This window comes from Streptomyces sp. NPDC006463, assembly GCF_042870715.1.
GTDB lineage: Bacteria > Actinomycetota > Actinomycetes > Streptomycetales > Streptomycetaceae > Streptomyces.
The window spans coordinates 56,210-71,147 of the sequence record NZ_JBIAHP010000021.1 but is presented as its reverse complement, the minus strand read 5'-3'; the positions used below and the strand labels follow the sequence as shown (position 1 = coordinate 71,147).

At 70.4% G+C, this 14,938-nt stretch carries 17 protein-coding genes and 1 riboswitch; of the genes, 10 read left to right on the top strand and 7 right to left on the bottom strand.

Annotation, left to right across the window (positions count from 1 at the left end; genetic code table 11):
- From ACFYOB_RS31015 to ACFYOB_RS31005, 3 genes are all read left to right on the top strand, one after another.
- Nucleotides 1–1,344, top strand: coding sequence for a diacylglycerol/lipid kinase family protein (locus tag ACFYOB_RS31015; protein ID WP_388565410.1), 1,344 nt, complete (start codon nt 1–3; stop codon nt 1,342–1,344).
- Between the two features lie 69 nt (nt 1,345–1,413).
- The gene (locus tag ACFYOB_RS31010; RefSeq protein ID WP_388565407.1) at nt 1,414–1,668 is read left to right on the top strand and encodes an amphi-Trp domain-containing protein; all 255 of its coding nucleotides are present in this window, start codon (nt 1,414–1,416) and stop codon (nt 1,666–1,668) included.
- Between the two features lie 63 nt (nt 1,669–1,731).
- The gene (locus ACFYOB_RS31005) at nt 1,732–3,072 is read left to right on the top strand and encodes a DUF2252 domain-containing protein (protein WP_388565404.1); all 1,341 of its coding nucleotides are present in this window, start codon (nt 1,732–1,734) and stop codon (nt 3,070–3,072) included.
- Nucleotides 3,073–3,082: 10 nt separating this feature from the next.
- Here the strand turns inward: ACFYOB_RS31005 and ACFYOB_RS31000 are convergent, their stop codons facing one another.
- Nucleotides 3,083–3,907, bottom strand: a complete 825-nt coding sequence (locus ACFYOB_RS31000; protein ID WP_388565401.1) for a hypothetical protein — start codon at nt 3,905–3,907, stop codon at nt 3,083–3,085.
- Nucleotides 3,908–4,075: 168 nt separating this feature from the next.
- Nucleotides 4,076–4,792, bottom strand: coding sequence for a flavodoxin family protein (locus tag ACFYOB_RS30995; protein WP_388565398.1), 717 nt, complete (start codon nt 4,790–4,792; stop codon nt 4,076–4,078).
- A 167-nt stretch (nt 4,793–4,959) separates the two neighbouring features.
- Nucleotides 4,960–5,178: riboswitch (cobalamin riboswitch) on the top strand.
- A 29-nt stretch (nt 5,179–5,207) separates the two neighbouring features.
- On the opposite strand from ACFYOB_RS30995, the gene ACFYOB_RS30990 reads away from it, so the two are divergent.
- From ACFYOB_RS30990 to ACFYOB_RS30970, 5 genes are read left to right on the top strand one after another with little or no spacing between them, the layout of a single operon-like run.
- On the top strand, nt 5,208–5,903 hold the full coding sequence (locus ACFYOB_RS30990) for an energy-coupling factor ABC transporter permease (RefSeq protein WP_388565574.1): 696 nt from the start codon (nt 5,208–5,210) through the stop codon (nt 5,901–5,903).
- Nucleotides 5,903–6,244 (top strand): energy-coupling factor ABC transporter substrate-binding protein, encoded by a 342-nt coding sequence (locus ACFYOB_RS30985; RefSeq protein ID WP_388565395.1) that lies wholly within the window; start codon nt 5,903–5,905, stop codon nt 6,242–6,244. The genes ACFYOB_RS30990 and ACFYOB_RS30985 overlap by 1 nt, the downstream gene beginning before the upstream one ends.
- Before the next feature lie 3 nt (nt 6,245–6,247).
- Nucleotides 6,248–6,997: a cobalt ECF transporter T component CbiQ gene (gene cbiQ, locus ACFYOB_RS30980; protein ID WP_388565392.1), complete on the top strand. Its 750-nt coding sequence runs from the start codon at nt 6,248–6,250 to the stop codon at nt 6,995–6,997.
- Nucleotides 6,994–7,845, top strand: coding sequence for an ATP-binding cassette domain-containing protein (locus tag ACFYOB_RS30975; RefSeq protein WP_388565389.1), 852 nt, complete (start codon nt 6,994–6,996; stop codon nt 7,843–7,845). The genes cbiQ and ACFYOB_RS30975 overlap by 4 nt, the downstream gene beginning before the upstream one ends.
- 9 nt (nt 7,846–7,854) lie before the next feature.
- Nucleotides 7,855–8,412, top strand: a complete 558-nt coding sequence (locus tag ACFYOB_RS30970; RefSeq protein WP_388565386.1) for a PadR family transcriptional regulator — start codon at nt 7,855–7,857, stop codon at nt 8,410–8,412.
- 72 nt (nt 8,413–8,484) lie between these two features.
- Here ACFYOB_RS30970 and ACFYOB_RS30965 read toward each other — a convergent pair whose 3' ends face one another.
- Entirely contained in the window at nt 8,485–8,697 is a 213-nt protein-coding gene (locus tag ACFYOB_RS30965; RefSeq protein ID WP_362405074.1) for an EF-hand domain-containing protein, read from the bottom strand.
- Between the two features lie 254 nt (nt 8,698–8,951).
- Between ACFYOB_RS30965 and ACFYOB_RS30960 the strand changes: the two genes are divergently transcribed.
- Together ACFYOB_RS30960 and ACFYOB_RS30955 are read left to right on the top strand one after the other, a co-directional pair.
- Nucleotides 8,952–9,695 carry a tRNA-dependent cyclodipeptide synthase gene (locus ACFYOB_RS30960; RefSeq protein ID WP_388565383.1) on the top strand — a complete coding sequence of 248 codons (744 nt, stop codon included), beginning with the start codon at nt 8,952–8,954 and terminating at the stop codon, nt 9,693–9,695.
- A complete protein-coding gene (locus tag ACFYOB_RS30955) occupies nt 9,676–10,914 on the top strand; it encodes a cytochrome P450 (RefSeq protein ID WP_388565381.1) in 1,239 nt (412 codons plus the stop codon). Before ACFYOB_RS30960 ends, ACFYOB_RS30955 begins: the two co-directional genes overlap by 20 nt.
- Before the next feature lie 75 nt (nt 10,915–10,989).
- Here the strand turns inward: ACFYOB_RS30955 and ACFYOB_RS30950 are convergent, their stop codons facing one another.
- The 4 genes from ACFYOB_RS30950 to ACFYOB_RS30935 all read right to left on the bottom strand — a co-directional run bounded on the left by ACFYOB_RS30950 (nt 10,990) and on the right by ACFYOB_RS30935 (nt 14,872).
- Nucleotides 10,990–12,168, bottom strand: coding sequence for a YncE family protein (locus ACFYOB_RS30950; RefSeq protein ID WP_388565378.1), 1,179 nt, complete (start codon nt 12,166–12,168; stop codon nt 10,990–10,992).
- The gene (locus ACFYOB_RS30945) at nt 12,165–12,968 is read right to left on the bottom strand and encodes a polysaccharide deacetylase family protein (RefSeq protein WP_388565376.1); all 804 of its coding nucleotides are present in this window, start codon (nt 12,966–12,968) and stop codon (nt 12,165–12,167) included. Before ACFYOB_RS30945 ends, ACFYOB_RS30950 begins: the two co-directional genes overlap by 4 nt.
- A gap of 365 nt (nt 12,969–13,333) precedes the next feature.
- Nucleotides 13,334–13,846 (bottom strand): ATP-binding protein, encoded by a 513-nt coding sequence (locus ACFYOB_RS30940; RefSeq protein ID WP_388565373.1) that lies wholly within the window; start codon nt 13,844–13,846, stop codon nt 13,334–13,336.
- Between the two features lie 258 nt (nt 13,847–14,104).
- On the bottom strand, nt 14,105–14,872 hold the full coding sequence (locus ACFYOB_RS30935; protein WP_388565371.1) for an enoyl-CoA hydratase/isomerase family protein: 768 nt from the start codon (nt 14,870–14,872) through the stop codon (nt 14,105–14,107).
- Nucleotides 14,873–14,938: the final 66 nt, after the last annotated feature.

Here is a 14,938-nt window from a genome sequence, read left to right as displayed (position 1 = left end):
GTGAGGACGGTGTCCCTGTCGCCCGGTTCCGGCACGCCGGCGCGCGCACGCGCGTCGGCGCGCCTGGCCTTGGTCTGCGCGCTGGGTGCGGCGGTGTCGCTGGTGGTGGCGAGCGGGTTCGGCGGTCTGGTCATCCTCGCCGCCGGGGTGGCCTGTTCGGCACTCACGGCGATGGGTACCTGGTGGGCGCTGTCCCATCGCGGGGCGGTGCGGGCGGCCGGGACGCTGGTCGCGGTGGCCGCGCCCGTGGCCGTCCTGGTGCTGTACACCCGGGAGGGCCTGTGGCCCACCCTGCTGGCCGCGATCGCACTGTGGGCGGCCGCCGTGGCGTGCTCACGGTGGGCGCTGCTGCGCGCGCGGCAACCCGAAGGCATGCGTGCGGTCCCGTGCGCCCTCCCCCGGCATCCGGTGCTGATCATGAACCCGAAGTCCGGCGGCGGCAAGGTCGGCCGCTTCGGTCTGGTCGAGAAGGCCGAGGCGCTGGGCGCCCGGGTCGTGCTGCTGGGCGGCGAGGGCGAGACGGACCTGGCGGCGATCGCCCGCCGGGCGGTCTCCGAGGGCGCGGACCTGCTGGGGGTGGCGGGCGGCGACGGCACCCAGGCCCGGGTGGCCGAGGTGGCCGCCGAGCACGGCCTGCCGTTCCTGGCGATCTCCGCGGGCACCAGGAACCACTTCGCCATGGACCTCGGCCTGGACCGGGAGGACCCGTCCCGCTGCCTGGCCGCGCTGACCGACGGGGAGGAACTCCGGATCGACCTGGGCGTCGTGGGCGGCCGCGCCTTCGTCAACACGGCCTCGTTCGGCGTCTACGCACAGGTCGTGCAACGCCCGGAATACCGCGACGCCAAGGCGGGCTCGATCCTGGACGCGCTGCCGGACCTCCTGCTCGGATACTCCGGCCGCCCGCTCGACGCCCAGACGGACGACACTAAGCTGGAGTCCCAGCAGGCCCTCCTGGTCAGCAACAACCCGTACTCCACCCCCGATCCCATGTCCGCGGCCGGCCGCAGGCCCCGGCTGGACCGGGGGTCGCTGGGTGTCATCGGGATTCGGGTGGGCAATGCGGCCCAGGCGGCGGACATCGCCGTCAGAGGCGCCCGTGCGGCAGGTCTGCACGTACTGACCTCCCGCAGGATCGTCGTCACCTCGGACGGCGACCGCATCGCGGTCGCCGTGGACGGGGAGGCCCTGTCCCTGCCCACCCCCGTCACCTGCACCGTCCGTCCGGGCGCCCTGCGAGTCCTGGTACCCAAGGACCGGCCCGGGTCCCGCACGCCCCCTCCGCCCCCCGACTGGCGCGAAGTCGTCGCACTGGCCTTCGCCCGCCCGGCGGCGCGGGCATGAAGATGCCCGTTCTGGCACATGACGTCACAATTGGCCGTGTCTGCCGTTCCCGCCAGGTTGGAGTCAGCCGTGAAGGACCTCGAATTCGAGCAGAAGCGTTCGCTGACCCGCCTTGAGGCCGCCGACCAGCTCTCCGCTCTCGCGGACGCCCTCAGGCGCGGCGGCAAGGCGGAACTGGACCTCGGGCCCGGAACGCTGACCCTGCGGATCCCCGACGAACTGCGCACCGAAATCGAGGTCGAGGTCGGCGACGGGGAGATCGAGCTGGAGATCGAACTGAAGTGGCCGACCCTGCAAGCAGCCGCGACGAAGGAAGAGGAATAGGCCTCGCCCGCTATCCGCCGTCCCCGCCGTTCGGTCAGGGTGCGGAGCGACAAGGAGCAGACCATGACCAGTCCAGCCGATCGGGCCGGGATCGGGCGCGCGGTCCGCAAGCAGGTCAGCCGGGCCTCGCACGGCCGGTGGGCCCCTGCCGCGGACCGGCCCGATCCCCTGCGGGTGCTGCAGCGGCAGGCCGCCGACCGGGTGGTCGAGCTGCTGCCGATCCGCTACGGACGGATGGCGGTCTCCCCGTTCACCTTCCTGCGCGGCGCGGCCGCCGTCATGGCCGCGGACCTGGCCGCCGTACCGAACACCGGTCTGACCGTCCAGCTCTGCGGTGACGCGCACCTGATGAACTTCGGCGTCTTCGCCTCACCCGAACGGGCCTTGCTGTTCGACCTCAACGACTTCGACGAGACCTTGGCCGGCCCGTTCGAATGGGACGTCAAACGGCTCGCCGCCAGTGTCGCCGTGGCCGCCCGCGACCGGGGGCAAGGTGACGGACGCGCGCGGCGAGCCGCTCTCACCGCGGCCGAGGCGTACCGGCGCACCATGCTGCAGCTGGCCGAGCAGGGCGAACTCGCCGTCTGGTACCAGCGGATCGACCCCTACGAGGTACTCCCCCTGATCCGCGAGCGAAAGCTCCGGGGACGGGCCGAGGCGAACCTGGAGCGCGCCCGCAGACGCACCAGCCTGCAGGCGCTCGACAAGCTCACCGAGATCCGGGACGGACGTCGGCACATCATCGACGACCCCCCTCTGCTGGAGGCCGCCGGCCGACGCGCTACACAGGCCGTCGACAAGATCTTCAGGAAGTACCGCAGCACCCTCCCCGAGGAGCGCCGCCTCCTCCTGGACCGCTACCGGTTCGTCGATGCGGCCCGGAAGGTCGTCGGCGTGGGAAGCGTGGGCACGCGCTGCTACATCGCCCTGCTGACCGGCCGCGACGAGCAGGACCCGCTCTTCCTCCAGTTCAAGGAGGCCGTGCCGTCGGTACTGGAGGCACACCTGCCGGCCGACAGTCATGATCATCACGGCCACCGGGTGGTCGCGGGGCAGCGGCTGATGCAGGCCACCGGCGACATCTTCCTCGGCTGGACGACCGGACCGGAAGGGCGCCACTTCTACTGCCGCCAGCTGCGCGACATGAAGGGATCGGCGGTGGTCGAGACCATGAGCCCGTCCGCGCTCCGCGACTACGCCGGACTGTGCGGGGTCGCCCTGGCCCGCGCCCACGCCCGCTCCGGCGACCGCATCGCCATCGCCGGCTACCTCGGCAAGGGCGACACCTTCGACCGGGCCGTCGCCGACTTCGCACTCACCTACGCCGACCAGACCGTCTCCGATCACGCCGCACTCACCGCTGCCGTCTCCGCCGGCCACATCGTCGCCACCCCCGACGTCTGAACGGGAAGGCTCAGGGCCGTTTCGGCTTCCTGGCCGGCCGGAAGCGGGTGATCTTCCCCCGAGTGGTGTGCCACCGCTCTCTCATCTGGCCGACCACGTTGTCCCATTCGCGGCGGATCTCGTCATCGGGCGGCCGCTCGCCCCGGCGGATCCGGCGGAGTTCGTCGTGCACCTCCCGGCCGAGCGCCGCCGACCCCACCACGACCAGCACGATGGCGAAGAACGACGAGAGCATCGCGAAGACCACGCCCACCGCGCCGTAGCGGTCGGCGTAGGAGTTGAACAGGCGCGGCAGATAGAGCTCCGCGGCCACGAAATAGATCGCCGTCGAGACGGACGCGACGACTCCGAACGGCAGGAGATCACGCCAGGCGATCCTTTTCGCCGAGAGGATCCAGCCGCCCCAGATGAGGAAGAGCCCGGTCAGCAACGCTTCGAGCAGGCTCACCGCCAGCGTGAGGTGTCCGCGGCCGGTGACGGCGACGAGCCAGCCGCTCAGCGGCACGTAGAGCACGAAGACGAGGGCCCACTTCGCGTCGTTCACTGTGTTGCGCACGCTCAGGGGCCTCAGCTGCCACGTCTGCTCGAACAACCGCTGCACCGCCCGCGCGAAGCTCAGCGTGGAGATCAGCAGGAACAGGGCCCCGAGGACGCCGACGCTCGTGTCGGCGGCCGAGGAGAAGATCTGCCGCACCGCATCGGCTCCGGCCCCCGTGAGGCCGTACCGTTCGATGATCCGGTCGGCGACGTCCTTGTCACCGATGCCGGCCAGAACGGCACCGCAGAGGATCGCGAGGGAGACCATCGTGGTCAGCATGCTGGAAGCCAGCGCCATCGAGCGATCGAACCCCGCGATTCTCTGGAATCGGTTCACCACGCGAAGCGCGAATGCCGGACGCAGCCAGAACGTCAGCGTTCTCATGAATCGCTCGCGGTCGATCTGAGCCGCCCTCCCCTCCGTGGATCCCGGAGGTACGTGCCCGGGTGCCTGCCGGACCGTCCCTCACCTGTGCTCGGGGTTCTCGAAGTCGAAGCGGCACCCCGCGTCCCACTCCGAGCGCTGATTGCCGTGGGCGGGGATGCCGCCGGCGTCCTTCAGCATCCTCGCCATGTGGAGCATGTTCCAGGTCATGAAGGTGGTGTTGCGGTTGGTGAAGTCGTTCTGGGGACCGCCCGAACCGGGGTCGAGGTACGAGGGACCGGGGCCGGCCTCCCCCACCCAGCCCGCGTCCGCCTGCGGCGGGATCACGTACCCGAGGTGCTGCAGGCTGTACAGCACGTTCATCGCGCAGTGCTTCGCACCGTCCTCGTTGCCCGTGATCAGACACCCGCCCACGCGGCCGTAGTAGGCGTACTGGCCGGCCTCGTTCAGGATCGAAGAACACGCGTAGAGACGTTCGACGACCTGCTTCATGACCGAGGAGTTGTCACCCAGCCACACCGGCCCGGCCAGCGTCAGCATGTCGGCGCCCATCACCTTGCTGTAGACGACCGGCCACTCGTCCGTCTCCCAGCCGTGCTCGGTCATGTCCGGCCACACACCCGTGGCGATGTCGAGGTCCACCGCCCGCACGACCTCGACCTGGACGCCCTGGCGTTCCATGATGCCGCGGCTGAGGTCGATCAGACCCTCCGTGTGGCTGCGTTCCGGCGACCGCTTGAGCGTGCAGTTGATCACCAGGGCCCGCAGGTCCCCGTACGTCTCTCCCGCCTCCGCCATCGTTCTGTCTCCTTCACGCGGCAGGAGCGAGCAGGGCTCGCGTACCGCCCTGGTGGGGGAACGTGTACCGCACTGCGCCCTCCACTTCACCAGGCCGCTCCCCCGTGCGCCCGGCGGGCTGGGCCACCTGCCGTACTCCGGGCACCGCCTGGTGGTGTTCGGAGCGGTTTGTCACCTCTCCGCGCGGCCGACTAGGGTCAATGGGCCTTGGTGTTCGGGAAACCGGTGCGAAACCGGTGCGGCCCTCGCCACTGTGATCGGGAAGTCCGGCTCCACTCCTACGGAAGCCACTGGGCCCGCGCGGGAAACCGCACGGCCCCGGGAAGGCGGAGTCCGGGCATCAGTACCCGTGAGCCAGGAGACCGGCCGGGGCGCGCTGTCCATCCACGAGGTGCTGGAGAGGTCTTCCCCACTCATGCATATAGCCGAGGGGTTTCTGCCCCCGTTGCACGCGGTCGCCTGGGGCGCCGCGTCCGCTCCCTTTGTCGTACACGGAGTACGCGCCCTCACCCGCGAGGTGAAGGCCAATCCGGAGAGCACGCTGCTGCTCGGAGCATCCGGAGCGTTCACGTTCGTCCTGTCCGCCCTGAAGATCCCTTCCGTGACGGGCAGTTGCTCCCACCCGACCGGTACCGGACTCGGGGCCATCCTCTTCCGGCCGCCGATCATGGCGGTGCTCGGCACGATCACCCTGCTCTTCCAGGCGCTGCTGCTGGCGCACGGCGGGCTCACCACCCTCGGCGCCAACGTGTTCTCCATGGCGATCGCCGGACCCTGGGCGGGCTACGGCGTCTACCGGCTGCTGCGGAAGGCGGGCCTGCCGCTGATGGTGACCGTGTTCTTCGGCGCCTTCTTCGCCGACCTGGTCACCTACTGCGTGACCTCCGTCCAGCTGGCGCTGGCCTTCCCCGACGAGGGCACCGGATTCCTGGGCGCGCTGGAGAAGTTCGCCGGCATCTTCGCGCTCACCCAGATCCCGCTCGCGGTCAGCGAGGGGCTGCTGACGGTACTCGTGATGCGGCTGCTGATGCAGTCCAGCAAGTCGGACCTGGTCCGGCTCGGCGTCGCGAAGCTCACCGGATCCGGGACGAAGCAGGAGGCGTCGGCCTGATGACCAGGAACGCGAAGATCAACACCCTGCTGCTGCTCCTGGTGGCGGCGCTGGCCGTGCTCCCGCTCGCGCTGGGCCTGGGCGAGGGCAAGGAGGAACCGTTCAGCGGCGCCGACGGGCAGGCGGAGGCGGCGATCACCGAGCTGAAGCCGGACTACGAGCCCTGGTTCTCGCCGCTGTACGAACCCCCGTCCGCGGAGATCGAGTCGGCGCTGTTCGCCCTCCAGGCGGCGCTGGGGGCGGGCGTGCTCGCGTACTACTTCGGCGTCCGCAAGGGGCGCCGCCAGGGTGCGGCGGCAGCGGCCGCCGCGTCCGCGTCCGCGTCCGCCACGGAGTCGTAGCCGGTGCTGCCGATCGACGCGGCGGCGCACAGCAGCCGCTGGCGCCATCGCCACCCGCTGGAGAAGGCCCTGCTGGGGATCGGGCTGACGGTCACCGCGGTGTGCCTGCCGCCGTGGCCCGGCGGTCCGCTGGTCGCCGCGGCCACCCTCGCCGTGCTCCTCGGCCCCGCCGGGGTGGCCGGGCGGCAGCTGTGGCGGGCCTTCCGGATCCCGCTCGGCTTCTGCGTCACGGGGGCGCTGCCGCTGCTGTTCGCCGTCGGCGGGCCCGGCGGGTTCGTCTCGCTGGCCCCGGACGGCCCCCGGCACGCCGCGGAGCTGCTGCTGCGCACCTCGGCGGCCTCGCTCGGTGTGCTGCTGTTCGCGTTCACCACCCCGGTCTCGGACGTGCTGCCGCGGCTGGTCCGGGCGGGGGTGCCGGCTCCGGTGGTGGACGTGGCCCTGGTCATGTACCGGATCGGGTTCCTGCTGCTGGACTCCCTCTCCCGGATCCGGCAGGCCCAGGCGGCCCGGCTCGGCACCACCGGCCGGGCGGCGGCATGGCGTTCGGTGGGCGGTCTCGCCGCGACCTCGTTCGTACGGGCCTTCGACCGTGCGGCGCGGCTCCAGTCGGGCCTGGCCGGGCGCGGCTACGACGGCGCGCTGCGCGTGCTCGTCCCCGAGGCGACGCTGTCCTGGCGGTTCCTGACCGCCTGCGCCGCACTGCTGACCGGCCTGACCGCCGTGACCCTCGTACTGAAGGAGTTGTACCTGTGAGGCCGTTGGTGGAACTGGTGGGCGCGGGCTACGCGTACGAGGACGGGCCCGCCGTGCTCCGCGGAGTCGACTTCGGGATCGCCGAGGGCCGGGCGCTGGTCCTGCTGGGCCGCAACGGCAGCGGCAAGACCACGCTGATGCGGCTGCTGAGCGGCGGCCTACGGCCGGGGTCGGGCGAGCTGTGCCTGGACGGCGCGGCGGTCTCGTACGACCGCGCCGGCCTGACCCGGCTGCGGACGGCGGTCCAGCTGGTCGTGCAGGACCCGGACGACCAGCTGTTCGCGGCGTCGGTGGAACAGGACGTCTCCTTCGGCCCGATGAACCTGGGCCTGCCGGTGAGGGAGGTCCGCGAGCGGGTCGACTCCGCGCTCGCCGCGCTGGACATCAGGGGGCTGCGGGACCGGCCGACCCACCTCCTCTCGTACGGGCAGCGCAAGCGCGCGGCGATCGCGGGCGCGGTGGCGATGGCTCCGCGGGTGCTGATCCTGGACGAGCCGACCGCCGGGCTCGACCCGGACGGCCAGGAGCGGCTGCTGGACGTCCTGGCGGGGCTGCGCGCCTCGGGAACCACGGTGGTGATGGCCACCCACGACGTGGACCTGGCCGTACGGTGGGCCGACGACGCCGCGGTCCTGACCCCGTCGGGCATCCGGGTGGGCGCGGCCCAGACGCTGCTCTCGGATCCGGCCCTGCTCGCCGAGGCGGGCCTGCGCCAGGCCTGGTCGCCGGCGGTGACGGCCTTCCTGCGCGCCCATGGCCTGCTGCCCGGGGGCGTCCCGGGTCCCCGGACCCCTGATGCGCTGTCCGCCTTGCCGTCCGCAGACCGGCCGGAGCGGCCGCAAACCTAGGATGGCGTCATGTCGCTGCCGCACGCCATCCTCACCGCCCTGCTCGAGAAGCCCTCGTCCGGGCTGGAGCTGACCCGGCGGTTCGACAAGTCGATCGGGTTCTTCTGGTCGGCGACGCACCAGCAGATCTACCGCGAGCTCGGCAGGCTGGAGGAGTCCGGACTGATCCGGGAGCTGCCGAGCGAGGTTCCCGTGCGGGGGCAGAAGAAGGAGTACGAGGTCCTGCCCGCGGGCGGCGCGGAGCTCGCGCGGTGGGTCGGCGAGAGCCAGGACCCGAAGCCGATGCGCGACCCCCTGCTGCTGCGCATCCGCGCGGCGGGGGTGGTCGGGCCGCAGGGGCTCGGTCCGGAGCTGCGGCGCCACCTGGAGCTGCACCAGCGGCAGCTGGCCCAGTACCAGGCCATCGAGGAGAAGGACTTCCCGCCGGAGCGGGACGCCGTGGAGGACCGGCTGCGCCGGCTCGTCCTGCACGGCGGGATCGCCCTGGAGACGTTCTGGCTGCACTGGCTCCAGGAGGCCCTCACCGAGGTGGAGGACATGACGCCCCCGGGCGGCGGCACGGCATGACCGCGCCCCCGCCCGGCGAGCGGGCGGGGGCGGCGCTGAGGCCTGCTGCGCGGGAACCCGCTTCGCGCAGACCTACTTGTTCAGGGCGGCCCAGAACTCGTCGAAGCTCAGCAGGCCGTCGCCGTTGGCGTCCTTGGCGGCGAGCACGGCGTCCGCGACCGCGCCGGTGACGTACGCGTCGCCCATCGCCTTCATGGCCGCGCTGTACTCGTCGGCCGTGACGAAGCCGTCACCGTTCACGTCGAACTTGTTGAACGTCGCCCGTGCGCTCTCGATGTCCGCCACTGGGTCCACCCTTTCTCGGTGCTTGTTGACCGGCTCAGGGTAGCGGCCCGCGGCGCCGGCCTCCGCTCCGGGTCCCGTTCGGGCGGCAGATAGATATTCAATTACTCACCCGTAAAGCGGAAGCAACAATTCCGGCCAATAAATCCGGCCCGGACTTGTCACGCTCCGGCACCACGGCATAACGTACCGACATTGCCGCCACACCAGGAGCACAGGGCTCCCAGGGACATGCGGCAACAAGGGCGATCACACAGGTGACGATCACAGCTGACGCATCATTCGAAGTTCTGCCCTTCACACCTACCTGCCGCCATATCTGGGAAGACGGCGACCATGTGCTCATCGGGGTGAGTCCCGGAAACAGCTACTTCAGCTCCGAGCGCATCACCCGTCTCGCCCGGTGGGCCACGACCCGCTTCGCGCAGGTCGACTTCGTTTACGCAGACCTCCACGTGGACCGGATGTTCGCCGCCTTCGGCTACACCCAGGAGCATGCGGAGAAGCGCGCCACGAAGGAGATAAAGGCGGTGCGGCGGCGAATCCTGAAGGGCGTGGAGGAATCAGGACCACCTCAGGCAGAAATCCGCGTGCGGGCGCTTTCGGAGTTCCAGGAGAACCCGGTCTACCAACTACTGCACCGGCGCGTGCTGCATTTCCTGGAGACCGACGACGAATTCCGCAAGGGCTGCGAGAAGATGGCCTTGCATTTTGTCGGCTCCAAGTTGCCGGAAGGTGAATCCATCACAGCCGAGCAGTTGCAGGTCTGTTTCGATTACATGGCGGCCGAGCTGCCGTTCTTCGTGGACACCCCGAGCATTCTCGACGTGCCGTCCTCGGTGGCGGCGTACCACGTCAAGATGCCGCTGACGGATGTCCTCTTCGCGCGCGGCGGGGGCCTGCGCGCCACCCGCAACCAGGCGTACGCCGTCGTCCGGCCCGAGGCGGACACGAACCACGTACCGACCGAAAGGAACGTCGATGAGCGTCGAGCAGCTTGAGGGCCCGCAGACCCAGGAGCAGCCGCTCCTCGACTTCCCGCTCTCGCGGCGCGGTGACGTGCTCCCCGAGGAGTGCACGTGGCTCCGCGAGAAGGCCCCGGTGGCGAAGGTACGCACCCTCACCGGGGACCCGGCCTGGCTGGTGAGCAGCTATGCGCTCGCCAAGCAGGTGCTGGAGGACGAGCGGTTCAGCCTCAAGGACACGGCGAACGCCGGAGTCCCGCGCCAGTACGCGCTGACGATCCCGCCCGAGGTCGTCAACAACATGGGCAACATCAACAGCGCGGGCCTGCGCAACGCCGTCATGAAGGCGCTCAACCCGCGCCAGAAGGGGCTCCAGGACTGGCTGCGCGCCAAGGCGGGCGAGCTGATCGACCAGCTGGTCGCCGAGGGTGGTCCGGCCGACCTCCGGGCGGGGTTCGCCGACCCCTTCTCGGCGGCACTGCACTGCGCCGTCCTCGGGGTCCCCTTCGAGGACTGGCGGCGGCTGATGTCGGGACTGGACGTCGCGTTCATGACCGCGCGCGAGCCGTTCGCCGACTCGGCCCTCAACTGGTACAAGGACGTGGGCTACTTCGCCGAGCAGCTGAACGTCCAGCTCGCGCTGCCCGCCGAGGAGCGTACGGGGCTCCTCGGCAGGTTCGCCTCGCTGAAGGAGGCGGACCCGGAGTCGGCGCACCTGACCGACGACATGTTCGCGACGGTCGCCGTCTCGCTCTTCGGCGCGGGCGCGGTCTCCACCTCCGCGTTCCTGGTCCTCGCGGTCCTGGCGCTGCTCCAGAAGCCGGAGCTCGTCGGGTACCTGCGCGAGCACCCGGAGCGCATGGGCAAGGCGGTCGACGAGCTGCTGCGCTGGAACCTGTCGGTGGGCGACGGCCTGCCGCGCATCGCCCTGGCGGACATCCAGGTCGGCGACGTCCTGGTGAAGGAGGGTGAGCTCGTCCTCGTCCTGCTGGAGGGGGCCAACTTCGACCCGGAGGCCTTCGAGAACCCGGACGAGCTGGACCTGGAGCGCGAGAGCTCCAACGCCAACCTCGCCTTCGGCGCCGGCCGGCACTTCTGCCCGGCCTCCGCGCTGGGCCGGGCGCACGCCGAGATCGCGCTGGAGGTGCTGGTCGAGCGGCTGTCCGGGCTGCGGCTCGCGGTGCCCGCGGAGAACCTGGTCTGGCGTACGGGCTTCATCAAGCGGCTGCCGGAGCGGCTCCCGGTGGCCTGGTAGTCCGTACGCGGCCGAAAGACCGGCGGTGTCCCGGGAGCTGTGCGAGCTCCCGGGGCACCGCCTTGCCCGCACGGCCTACCGGAAGATGCCGGTGTGTCCCAGCGAGTAGCGGCCGGGCTGCGGGTACACGGCGAGCCCGTGCGGTCCGCCGCCCACCGGGATCCGGGCGAGCTGCTTGCCGGTGACGGTGTCGATCGCGTAGACCTCGGAGTTGTAGCGACCCGACAGCCAGAGGACCTTGCCGTCGGCGGAGACGCCGCCCATGTCGGGACTGCCGCCGTCGGGCAGCTCCCACTTCTTGGTGAGCTTGTTCTGCGGGAAGTCGAAGACGGACACGGTGCCCTCGCCCCGGTTGGAGATGTACATCTCCTTGGAGTCACGGCTGACGTACAGCCCGTGGCAGCCCTTTCCGGTGGGCAGCAGCTTCGGGATCTCGAACTTGTCGCCGCTGAGCACCCACATGCCGTCCGCCATCATGTCCGCGACGTAGAAGGTCTTTCCGTCCGGCGAGACCTTGACGTCCTGCGGCATCGCGCCCTCGAAGGGCAGTTTCTGCTGCCCGATGACCTCCATCTTCTCGGTGTCGACCTTGAGGAGTTCACCGGAGAACTCGCAACTCACGATGAAGTAGCGGCCGTCGGCGGAGAAGTCCGCGTGGTTGACGCCGAAGCAGCTCACCGGGACGGTCTTCACCCGGTCCATCGTGTGCGGATCGCGGAAGACCAGCTCTTTGTCCATCGAGGCCATGACGATCGCGTACTTGCCGTCCGGCGTGAAGTACAGGTTGTACGGGTCGTGCACCTCGACGGGCTCTCCGGCCTCGCCGGTGGCCGGGTTGATCGGGGTGAGCGTGTGACCGCGGTTGTTGTTGACCCACAGGGTCTTCATGTCCCAGGAGGGCACCACGTGCTGGGGCTGGACACCGACCGGGATGGTGTCGATGACCTTGTACGTCTCCGGGTCGATGACGGACACCGTGTTGGAGGTGGTGTTCGGCACGTAGATGCGGGACGGGAAGTCCTTGACCACCGGGGAGAGCTTGTTCGGGCGGTCCGCCGCGTACACGTCGTTGGGATCGAGCAGCGGGGGCATGCCGGGCAGGCCCGGCGGGACGGCCTTGACGGGTTTGGCCGGGCCCTTGGTGCCGAGCGCCTCGGCGGGTCCCTTGTCGGCAGATCCGCAGCCGGCCAGGGCGGCGAGGACCAGACCGGCCAGCAGCACGGAGGCCTTCCGGGGAAGGCGGGTGGTCTTCATGGCGTCAGCAGCTCCGTGGTGGTCACCGCGCGCAGCTTGCGGCGCGCGAGTTCTTCGAGGAGGGGCGGCATCGCGTCGACCGTGTCCGCGTAGCCGAAGTGCAGGCTCACCACCGATCCGGCGAGGATCGTCCCGGTGACGGTGCGGATGACGGCCGCGGCGCCGGGCGAGGTGAAGTCGAGGGAGTCCACGTCGTACGACAGGACGTGGGGATAGCCGGCCCGCTGGGCCAGCTTCTGGACGAGCGGGGCGGCGTACTGGGTCTGGGAGGGCCGGAACCAGGTACCGATGGAGCCGGTCAGCCGCTTGAGCCGCTGGGCGCAGCCGGTGATCTCGGCGTACGCCTCCGCCTCGGGCATGGTGTTGATCGCGAGGTGGCGCTGGGTGTGGTTGCCGAGCTCGTGGCCGCCGTCGAGGATCCGGCGGGCCATGTCCGGGTGGGCGTCGAGCCAGCTGCCGATCGCCAGCACGGTGACCCGCGCACCCGCTCTCTCCGCCTCCGCCAGCACCGCCCGGGCGATGGCGGGTTCACCGTTGCCGTGGAAGGTGAGGGCGACCGCGGGCCGGTCGCGCGGACCGTGGCCGATCTCGACGGGCTGCCCGGCGAACCGGCGCGGGACGGCCGGGGCCGCCTGGGCGGGGCGGAGTGGCCTGGCCGGGCCCGGCGGCGGGGTGGTGGGCGCGGTGGCGGAGGCGGGGCGGCCCGATCCGCAGGCGGCGGTGAGGCCCGCCGTGGCGGCACCGGTCACCCCGAGACCGGCCGCGCGCAGGACCGCCCTGCGGCCTGAATATGAGAGCACTTGCCCATTTAAGGGGCGGAAAGCCCGGAAGGTAATGATTGACCCAATTCGGTACGTCTGCCGAAGTGGACCAACAGGGTGACCCGTCCGCTACGTGATCAACGATTCACACAGAGCAGTCGATACTTATTCATAGATTGCGAGGTGAGTGGCTCACCTCACCTAGGATTTAGCTAGAAACTCTCACTATTTGCACACTTATGTCCGAGTAGGGACTTTTGGCGTTCGGGCCCATGTCTGCCATAGTCGGTGGCACGACTTCCCCATTGACCCGAGCGAAGTCGCCACGCCGAGGATCACACCCCAATCGATCCTCGGCGCACCCACGAAGCCCCCACACCGCCCCACCACGGCGACAGGGGGCTTCAGGCGTTCTGGCGGTCGGCGACCCGCATCTCGAACCACGTGATCTTCCCGCGGGGCAGCAGGTCCGCACCCCAGCGGTCGGAGAGCTTGTCGACGAGGAAGAGCCCGCGGCCGGTGACGTCCAGCTCGTGGACCGGCATCAGGCAGGGCAGTCCGCGCGAGGGGTCGCGCACCTCCACCCGGATCCAGCCGCGCCGCCGCTTCATCTGTAAGCCGAAGGTGCGGGCCCCGGTGTGCCTGACCGCGTTGCCGACGAGTTCGGAGACCAGCAGGACGGCATGCTCGGCGATCTGCGGGGAGAGGCCCCAGAGGCGGACCACCACGCACTGGGCGAGCCTGCGCGCGGTACCGGCCGATTCCGGCATCGACGGCAGGATCACCTCGCCCTCGGCCGGGTTCCCGTACAACTCCAGCGCTTTGAAACCCTGTTCGTCCTCGACCGCCGCCGTGAGCCGTACGGCCGAAGCGCTGCCGCGCTGCCGCGGCTGTTCCACACCCTCCAGGCCCGCCATGCACCCATCATGGACGGCCGCCCCGTCCGTCCGGGCCGTTCCACAGGAAAACACCCCCCGGATCCGATGGACCCGAGGGGGTGTCCTGTCATATGCGTAAGGCAAGCGGAGGGTGCCGCTACACGCCCTGACCTGCCGTGACGCAGCGCACAGAGATGATCACCATGAGTGGATCAACGATTTCGCTTAAGGCTCTTTTAAGGCCTGGCTAATCCACCCACAGGGAGGAACGGGCCGCCGCGCCCCGCACGACCGCGCCTATACGAACTTGGCCTTGCCCGGCCCCTCCTCGACGAAGCTGCGCATGCCGCGCTCGCGGTCCTCGGTGGCGAACAGGCCCGCGAACCAGTTGCGTTCGATGGTCAGACCGGTGTCGATGTCGGCCTCCAGGCCCGCGTCCACGCACTCCTTGGCGGCGCGCAGCGCGATCGCCGGCCCCTGGGCCAGCTTGGCGGCCCAGGCGTGGGCCTGCTCGTACACCTCGGCGGCGGGGACCACCCGGTCGACCAGGCCGAGGGCCAGCGCCTCGTCGGCCTTGACCATGCGCCCGGTGAAGATGAGGTCCTTGGCCTTGGACGGGCCGATCAGCCGGGACAGCCGCTGGGTGCCGCCCGCACCCGGGATCAGACCGAGCAGGATCTCGGGCTGGCCGAGCTTCGCGTTGTCGGCGGCGATCCGGTAGTCGGCGCACAGCGCGAGCTCGCAACCGCCGCCCAGCGCGTAGCCGGTGACGGCCGCGACCACGGGCTTGGGGATCCGGGCCACGGCGGTGAAGGCGTCCTGCAGCGCGCGGGACCGGGCGATCATCGCCGCGTGGTCCATCGCCTGCATCTCCTTGATGTCCGCGCCCGCCGCGAACACCTTCTCGCCGCCGTAGAGGATGACCGCTCGGACGTCGGCCCGGTCGGTCGCCTCCACCGCGAGCTCGCGCAGCCGGTCCTGGGTGGCGATGTCCAGGGCGTTCATGGGCGGCCGGTCCAGGCGGATGGTGCCGACGCCTTCGGAGACTTCGAGAGAGATGGTCATACGAGGAAGGTTAGCGGCGGTTAACGGCAGGTGGCCCGGTGCTGTGTGTCACAGCACCGGGCCACC

Coding starts and splice junctions, on each gene's coding strand:
- ACFYOB_RS30940 (WP_388565373.1), bottom strand. CDS start 13,846: ATGGCGGGCCTGGAGGGTGTGGAACAGCCGCGGCAGCGCGGCAGCGCT.
- ACFYOB_RS30970 (WP_388565386.1), top strand. CDS start 7,855: ATGTCGCTGCCGCACGCCATCCTCACCGCCCTGCTCGAGAAGCCCTCG.
- ACFYOB_RS30985 (WP_388565395.1), top strand. CDS start 5,903: ATGACCAGGAACGCGAAGATCAACACCCTGCTGCTGCTCCTGGTGGCG.
- ACFYOB_RS31005 (WP_388565404.1), top strand. CDS start 1,732: ATGACCAGTCCAGCCGATCGGGCCGGGATCGGGCGCGCGGTCCGCAAG.
- ACFYOB_RS30955 (WP_388565381.1), top strand. CDS start 9,676: ATGAGCGTCGAGCAGCTTGAGGGCCCGCAGACCCAGGAGCAGCCGCTC.
- ACFYOB_RS30935 (WP_388565371.1), bottom strand. CDS start 14,872: ATGACCATCTCTCTCGAAGTCTCCGAAGGCGTCGGCACCATCCGCCTG.
- ACFYOB_RS30995 (WP_388565398.1), bottom strand. CDS start 4,792: ATGGCGGAGGCGGGAGAGACGTACGGGGACCTGCGGGCCCTGGTGATC.
- ACFYOB_RS30990 (WP_388565574.1), top strand. CDS start 5,208: ATGCATATAGCCGAGGGGTTTCTGCCCCCGTTGCACGCGGTCGCCTGG.
- ACFYOB_RS31000 (WP_388565401.1), bottom strand. CDS start 3,907: ATGGCGCTGGCTTCCAGCATGCTGACCACGATGGTCTCCCTCGCGATC.
- ACFYOB_RS30950 (WP_388565378.1), bottom strand. CDS start 12,168: ATGAAGACCACCCGCCTTCCCCGGAAGGCCTCCGTGCTGCTGGCCGGT.